This is a genomic window from Curtobacterium sp. B18 (assembly GCF_000333375.1).
Taxonomy (GTDB): Bacteria; Actinomycetota; Actinomycetes; order Actinomycetales; family Microbacteriaceae; genus Curtobacterium.
In genome coordinates, this window is the sequence record NZ_BACZ01000172.1 from 1 (window position 1) to 1151 (window position 1151).

1 protein-coding gene is annotated in these 1151 nt (G+C 69.3%); it reads right to left on the reverse strand.

Features of this window, described 5'->3' with window-relative positions:
- Positions 1-158: 158 nt before the first annotated feature.
- A complete protein-coding gene (gene rfbB / locus I5E_RS04665; protein ID WP_022905965.1) occupies positions 159-1142 on the reverse strand; it encodes a dTDP-glucose 4,6-dehydratase in 984 nt (327 codons plus the stop codon).
- Positions 1143-1151 lie beyond the last annotated feature (9 nt).

Below are 1151 nucleotides of genomic sequence, written 5' to 3' on the forward strand. Positions count from 1 at the left end.
GCCGGCGACGGCGACGTCGACCGCGTCGGGGTCCGTGATGTCGAGGTCGGCGCGGCCGAGCGCGGTGACGTCACGACCCTGCAGCGCGAGCTGCAGTTCGCGACCGAGCATGCCAGCGGCGCCGGTGATGAGGGTGCGGGTCATCGTGACGTCCGGGCTCAGGCGAGCGCCGCGCGCTCCTTGAGGGGCTCCCACCAGGCGCGGTTGTCGCGGTACCACTGCACGACGTCGGCGAGGCCCTGCTCGAACGGCACCTGCGGCTCGTAGCCGAGCTCGGCCTGGATCTTCGAGATGTCGACCGAGTAGCGGAGGTCGTGGCCGAGGCGGTCGGCGACGCGGTCCACGTACGACCAGTCCTTGCCGGTGGCGTCGAGCAGCAGCTGGGTGAGCTCCTTGTTCGTGAGCTCGGTGCCGCCACCGATGTTGTAGATCTCGCCCGCGCGGCCCTTGGTGAGCACGAGGGCGATGCCACGGGTGTGGTCGTCGACGTGCAGCCAGTCGCGGATGTTGTTGCCCTCGCCGTAGAGCGGGACGTGCTCGTCGTCGATGAGGTTCGTGACGAACAGCGGGATGACCTTCTCGGGGAAGTGGTACGGCCCGTAGTTGTTCGAGCAGCGCGTGATCGAGAGGTTCAGCCCGTGCGTGCGGTGGTAGCTCCGCGCGAGCAGGTCACTGCCGGCCTTCGAGGCGGAGTACGGCGAGTTCGGCTCGAGCGGACGCTCCTCGTCCCACGAGCCCTCACTGATGGAGCCGTAGACCTCGTCGGTGGAGACGTGCACGAAGCGCTCGGTGCCGTGCCGGAGCGCGGCGTCGAGCAGGCGCTGGGTGCCCACGACGTTGGTCTCGACGAAGATGCCGGAGTCGCGGACCGAGCGGTCGACGTGGGACTCGGCGGCGAAGTGCACGATGGCGTCGATGCCGGGGACGACCTCGTCGAGCTTCGCGGCGTCGCGGATGTCGCCCTGCACGAAGGTGTAGCGCGGCGAGTCGGCGACCGGCGCGAGGTTGTCGAGGTTGCCCGAGTAGGTCAGGGCGTCGTAGACGACGACCTCGGCGCCCTCGAGTCCGGGGTACGCGTCCTGCAGGGTGCGACGGACAAAGTTCGAGCCGATGAAGCCGGCTCCGCCGGGACGAGGTCTCACGAGTCAGTC